The organism is Micromonospora sp. WMMD737, assembly GCF_049179055.1.
In the GTDB taxonomy this organism is placed as follows: Bacteria; Actinomycetota; Actinomycetes; order Mycobacteriales; family Micromonosporaceae; genus Micromonospora; species Micromonospora reichwaldensis.
Genome location: NZ_JBMHMH010000001.1, coordinates 1841760 through 1847621, shown reverse-complemented (window position 1 = coordinate 1847621; position 5862 = coordinate 1841760). Strand labels below are relative to the sequence as shown.

At 72.8% G+C, this 5862-nt stretch carries 5 protein-coding genes; 4 read left to right on the top strand and 1 reads right to left on the bottom strand.

Going from position 1 to position 5862, the window contains the following annotated elements; genetic code table 11:
* Positions 1–56 precede the first annotated feature (56 nt).
* The 4 genes from ACN27A_RS07325 to ACN27A_RS07310 all read left to right on the top strand — a co-directional run bounded on the left by ACN27A_RS07325 (position 57) and on the right by ACN27A_RS07310 (position 4055).
* Complete coding sequence (locus ACN27A_RS07325; RefSeq protein ID WP_132238371.1) at positions 57–992, top strand: TauD/TfdA family dioxygenase; 936 nt, start codon at positions 57–59, stop codon at positions 990–992.
* Between the two features lie 25 nt (positions 993–1017).
* Entirely contained in the window at positions 1018–1824 is an 807-nt protein-coding gene (locus tag ACN27A_RS07320; RefSeq protein ID WP_421450611.1) for a thioesterase II family protein, read from the top strand.
* Positions 1825–1859: 35 nt separating this feature from the next.
* Positions 1860–3038 carry a class I SAM-dependent methyltransferase gene (locus ACN27A_RS07315; protein WP_421450609.1) on the top strand — a complete coding sequence of 393 codons (1179 nt, stop codon included), beginning with the start codon at positions 1860–1862 and terminating at the stop codon, positions 3036–3038.
* Positions 3039–3251: 213 nt separating this feature from the next.
* Positions 3252–4055, top strand: coding sequence for an SGNH/GDSL hydrolase family protein (locus ACN27A_RS07310; protein ID WP_421450608.1), 804 nt, complete (start codon positions 3252–3254; stop codon positions 4053–4055).
* Between the two features lie 182 nt (positions 4056–4237).
* Here the strand turns inward: ACN27A_RS07310 and ACN27A_RS07305 are convergent, their stop codons facing one another.
* A complete protein-coding gene (locus ACN27A_RS07305; RefSeq protein ID WP_421450606.1) occupies positions 4238–5851 on the bottom strand; it encodes an RICIN domain-containing protein in 1614 nt (537 codons plus the stop codon).
* Positions 5852–5862: the final 11 nt, after the last annotated feature.

Sequence of the window (5862 nt, the reverse complement as noted above, 5' to 3'; positions counted from 1 at the left end):
CGGAGCGGCAGAGCCTGGGAGGGATCGCACAGCTTGGGACGGTGAGGAGCCCCGGAATGAACGAGCACGCGAGCTGGAAGCCGTTGGAGATCACCCCGGAGAGCGCCGGCTGCGCGCCGAGCGCCGAGGGACTGGTCGGCCACCTGCGCGAGCTGGACCTGGCGGAGGTGCTCACGGCCGAGAAGGCGCTCGTCTTCCGTGGCTTCGGGGTGCGGCCGGAGACCCTGGACCCGGTGATGGACCTGCTGCTGCCGAGGCGACTGGCGTACGTGCACGGCAACTCGCCCCGCACCAAGGTGGGCCGCAACGTCTACACCTCCACCGAGTACCCGTCCCGGTACACCATCTCCATGCACAACGAGCTGTCGTATGCGGCGCAGTGGCCGGCCCGGCTGCTCTTCTTCTGCCAGATCGCCGCCGAGACCGGCGGCGCCACCCCCGTCGTCGACGCCGAGCTGTGGCTCGACTCCCTGGACCCGCAGTTGCGCGCCGACTTCGCCGGTGGGCTGCGCTACCAGCAGAACCTGCACGACGGGATGGGGCTGGGCAAGAGCTGGCGGGAGACCTTCGAGACCGACAGCCGCGACGAGGTCGAGGAGTTCCTCGCCGGCGCCGGCGCCACCTGGGAGTGGACCGCCGACGGACTGCGCGTGGTCCAGCTGCGGGAATCCACCCTGCGGCACCCGGTCACCGGGGCCGAGGTGTGGTTCAACCAGGCCGACCAGTGGCACCCGGCCGGCCTGGACGACGACATCGCCAGGGTGATGACCCAGGTGATGGGCCCGGACGAGCTGCCCCAGTCGGTGACCTTCGCCGACGGCTCCCCGATCCCCGACGAGTACGTCACCCAGATCCGCGACCGGGGCCTGGAGGCGGCGGTCGACGTCGACTGGCGGGTCGGCGACCTGCTGCTGATCGACAACGTGCTCACCGCGCACGGCCGGCGCCCGTACACGGGCGACCGCCGGGTGCTGGTGGCGATGTCGGACTGAGCGGCGCGACCGGAGAGTGCCCCAGATGTCCCTGCCCCGCCCGACCGGCGGCGATCCCTGGCTGCGGGTGTTCCGGGGCGGCGCGCACGCGGGCCTGCGGTTGGTCTGCCTGCCGCACGCCGGCGGCTCGGCCGGGTTCTTCCAGACCTGGGCGGCGCGGCTGCCGGACTCCGTCGACGTGCTCGCCGTCCGCTACCCGGGCCGGCAGGACCGGCTCTCCGAGCCGTGCGTCGACCGGATGGACGTGCTCGCCGACCGGGTCACCGAGGCGCTCACCGGGTACCTGGACCGTCCCCTCGCCCTGTTCGGCCACAGCATGGGCGCCTCGGTCGCCTACGAGGTGGCCGTCCGGCTGGAGGAGCGGTTCGGCGTCGTGCCGGAGTTCCTGTTCGTCTCGGGGCACGGGGCACCGCACGTCACCCGGATCGACCAGCACCCCGACCACCTCGACGACGAGGAGTTCCTCGTCCGGATCGCCGCGCTCGGCGAGGTGGATCCGGTGGTCTTCCGCTCGTCGAAGCTGCGGGAGCTGGTCGTACCGGCGCTCCGGGCCGACCTGCGGCTGATCCACGGCTACCTGCCGCGTGCGCCGCGGCGCGTGTCCGCGCCGATCACGGCGTACCTCGGCACGGGCGATCCGGCCTGCGACCAGGAGTCGGTCTCCGCCTGGGCGGAGCTGACCACCGGCGGCTTCCGGCTGCGGGCGTTCCCCGGTGACCACTTCTATCTCGTGCCGGCGCGGGCGGAGCTGCTCGCGGACCTGACCGCGCAGCTCGCCGGCCGGCCGACCGTACCCCGTGCCGCGGCATCCGTGGCCGCGCACCTGACCTGACCGGCACCGCCGGATTCGCACCTGGAGGGCGCATCGTGACCGCACCGGACGTCGAGGCGACGCCGCAGCCGCTCGTGGACGTGGACCAGGAACGCCACGCGCGGTTCCGTACCTCCTTCGAGGCGGTGACGGACTTCGGGCGGCGGCTGCTGGCGGCCCGGTTGGCCGCCGCGGGCGTCCTGCCCGCCCCCGGGGCCGTCGCCGGCCGGGAGGAGATCCTGGCCCGGCTCGCGGTGGCTCCCGGCTACCAGCGGCTCGGCGACGCCCTGCTCGACCTGCTGGCGGACGCCGGCCTGCTGCGTCGGCAGGGCGACGGGCTCGCCGTGACCGGACGGGTCGCCGAGGCGGCCGGGCTCGCCGAGGACGACGCGGTCGACGCGGCGGCGGCGACGCTGCGTCGGGAGCACCCGGAGGCCGCCGGGTACGTGCCGCTGCTGGTCGCCTGCCAGACGCAGCTCGTCGAGGTGGTGCGGGGCGACCGGCCGGCCAACGAGGTGCTCTTCCCGGGCGGCTCCGCCGACCTGGTCTCCGCGATCTACCGGGACAACGTCCAGCTGGACTTCTACAACCGGCTCTGCGCGGCCCGGGTACGCGAGCACGTCCGGCAGTTCCTGCGGCGCTATCCGCGGTCCTACGCCCACGTCATGGAGGTGGGCGCGGGGACCGGTGGCACCAGCGGCCCGGTGCTCGACGCCCTGGCGGACCGGACGGAACGGCTGCGGTACTTCTACACCGACGTGGGGCCCGCGTTCCTGCGGCTGGGACGGCAGCGCTTCGGCGTCGACCGCCCCCACGTCGACTTCGCCCGCTACAACGTGGAGGGCGCGCCCGAGGACCAGGGCTTCGAGCCGGGCTCGATGGAGGTCGTGCTGGCCAGCAACGTCCTGCACGCCACCCTGCGGATCTCCGCCGCGCTGCGGCACTGCCACGCGCTGCTCAAGCCGGGCGGCATCCTCGTGGTCAACGAGATGACCAGCCGCCTCGACTACAACACGCTGACCTTCGGCCTGGCCGAGGGCTGGTGGCGGCACGCGGAGGACGAGCCGCGGGTGCCGGCGTCCCCGCTGCTGGACGTGGCGGGCTGGCGGGCCGCCCTGGGCCGGGCCGGCTTCGTCGACGTGCGGGCGCACGCCGTGCCCGGGCTCGACGCCGCCGATCAGGTGCAGACCATGTTCGTGGCGACGGCCACCGGTGGGGGCGGCGCGTCCCGCTGAGGTTCCGCCCCGTCCGCGTACGCCCCGACTCGCGGCACCCCGCGGCCGGAACCCCGGCCGGGGCGTACACGACCCCTGTGCAGCAACGGTTTCGGCGCCTGAACCCGGTAGGTCCTTACCGGCACCCCTATATGTTCCGGCAAGATCTTTCGTTGACGAATATTCGGTGATATCAATCTCGCACTCGATTCCTCATACCCCCGGAGTTGCGACGTGCGGAGAACCCGTCTCGTTTCCCTCGCCCTGAGCCTGGCCACGGCTCTCGGCGTCAGCCTCACCATGGCAGCCCCCGCCCAGGCCGCCGCCACCGACCGCTACGTGGCGCTCGGTGACTCGTACGCCTCGGGCGTGGGCGCCGGCAGCTACACGAGCGAGAGCGGTTCCTGTCAGCGCAGCACCAACGCCTACCCGGCGCTGTACGCGGCCAACATCAAGCCTGCGTCGTACCGCTCGGTCGCCTGCTCCGGCGCCACCACGACCAGCCTGATCAACACGCAGCTGTCGGCGCTGAGCTCCACCACCACCCTGGTCAGCGTCACGATCGGCGGCAACGACGTCGGCTTCGCCAACATCATGTCCACCTGCGTGCTCCAGGGCACCACGCAGTGCGTGGCCGCCGTGCAGGCCGCCCAGGACAAGGCCCGGGCCCAGCTGCCCGGCCTGCTGCGCAACGTCTACAACGGCATCAAGACCCGGGCGCCGAACGCCCGCGTGGTGGTCGTCGGCTACCCGGTCTTCTACCAGCTCGGCACCACCTGCATCGGGCTGAGCGCCACCTCCCGGACGAAGATCAACGAGGGCATCAACCTGGTCGACGACCTCACCCGCACCGCCGCCGTCGCCGCCGGCTTCAAGTTCGCCGACGTGCGGTCGCAGTTCGTCGGGCACCAGCTGTGCAGCTCCGGCACGAAGTGGCTGCACGCCCTCAACTTCGCCAACCTCGGCATCTCGTACCACCCGACCGCGGCCGGCCAGTCCGGCGGTTACTACCCGGTCTTCCGCTCCGTCGCGGGCTGACCGACGCGCTCCGTCCGGGCGCTCCCGGTCCCGCCCCCCTCGGGGCCGGGAGCGCCCAGGGCGGGAGGACGGGGCACGGTCGCCCGCGCGGCGTCCGTGCCCCGTCCGACCCGTCCGGCGCCGCGTCGACCGTCGACGCCGGACGGCGGGAGCGACCCGGCGAGCGCGCCGGGGCCGCCCCGTCAGCACCGGACGATCGTGGAGTTGCTCAGCCCGACGTTGCTGATGCTCAGGTTGTCCGCGCAGGGGTTCTCCACGATCCGGCTGTTCACCAGCGTGAAGTTGCGCAGCGTGATGTCCCGGTTGCCCGGGAATTCGGTGCGCTCGGCCAGCCGCACCTCGCCGCCGCCGCTGATCGTGCCGCCGCTGGCCGCGATGTCCACGTTCTGGCAGTTCTCGATCAGGACCGCGTTGTTGCCGGTGTTGGCGATGTCCACCCGGTCGATGACGGCGCCGCCGGACTCGGAGACGCAGAAGATCCCCCGGCCGCCGCCGCGCGCCCGGACGGTGCCCACCCGGATGTTGGTCGGGTAGCCGGAGCCCACGCGCCCGTTGCGGTTGGCCATCCGGAAGGCGGCGTACCCGGTGCCGGCGCCGGCGTTCTCGGCGTCGACGGTGGTGACCGTGGCGTTGATCGTCTGGTTGAGCAGCAGTCCGGACTCGCCCACGTCGCGCGCCGTGACGGTGCCGATGGTCAGCCCGTCCACGCCGTACGTCTCGACGGCGTGGGAGCTGGCGCCGGAGACGTACGCGCTGTCGATGCGGACGTTGCGGGTCCACTGGCTGGTGTCCCCGCGGTTGTCGATGCGGATCCCGAGCCCGCCGCCCAGCCGCATGTCGATGCGGCCGAGGACGACGTTCGTCACGTTGCGCAGGAAGATCCCGTAGAGCGGGGAGCCGGTGACGGTGAGGTGTCCGACCTCGACGTCGGTGGTGCCGCGGGAGTAGATGGGCGCCTGGTCGCCGCTGCCCGAGCCGGTGACGTTGATGGTGCCGCAGACGTCGATCGCGGTGTGGCTGGGCAGGGAGATCCGTGAGCCGGCGCTGATCGGGCCGGAGCCGCGGACGACGACGCGCTGCTTGCTGGTCCGCCCGGCGCCGAGGCTGTTCACGGCGGCCTGGACGGCGGCGCGCATGTCACTTCCGGTGTAGACCGTGCTGGCGCCGTTGCGGGCGGTCCAGGTGCCGCCGCTGAGCACCGCCTCGGCGTGGAACGTTCCGCTGCCGCAGCCGGTGCCGCCGGAGCCGAGGTTGACCAACTGCCACTGCTGGTTGGCGCCGCCGAGGTCCTGGTACTGGGAGATCATCGCGCCGTCGGCGGTCGACCACTGCCACACGTCCAGCGCCTTGTTGGAGTGCCGGTTGACGAGGCGGACGTGGCCGCCGTCGGAGTCGGCGAGCCGGAAGTGCTGCCGGGTGTTGCCGCTGGCGGCGGTGTTCTGGACGAGCTGCACCCCGTCCTCGGCGCTCGGCAGTTCCAGCGCCTTGCCGCTGTGCGCCGAGCGGATCTGGTGGTATCCGCCGCCCACGTCGACGAACCGCCACTGCTGCACGGCCAGGTCGTTGCGGGTGAACTGGTTGACCGGCGCGCCGTCGGCGGTGGACCAGCCCCACAGGTCCATGGCCTTGCCGCTGTGCCGGTTGACGAGGACGTAGGTGGCGTTGGGGTCGACCGTGGCCGCCGCGGCGGGCTGCGGACCGACGGCCACGGCGGCGCCGACGAGGGCCAGCGCGGCCGTGGCCACCAGGCCGAGGCGTCGACGGGTGGGGTGTCTGTGCGGGTCGGGGGACGTCATGTGGCTCCTTC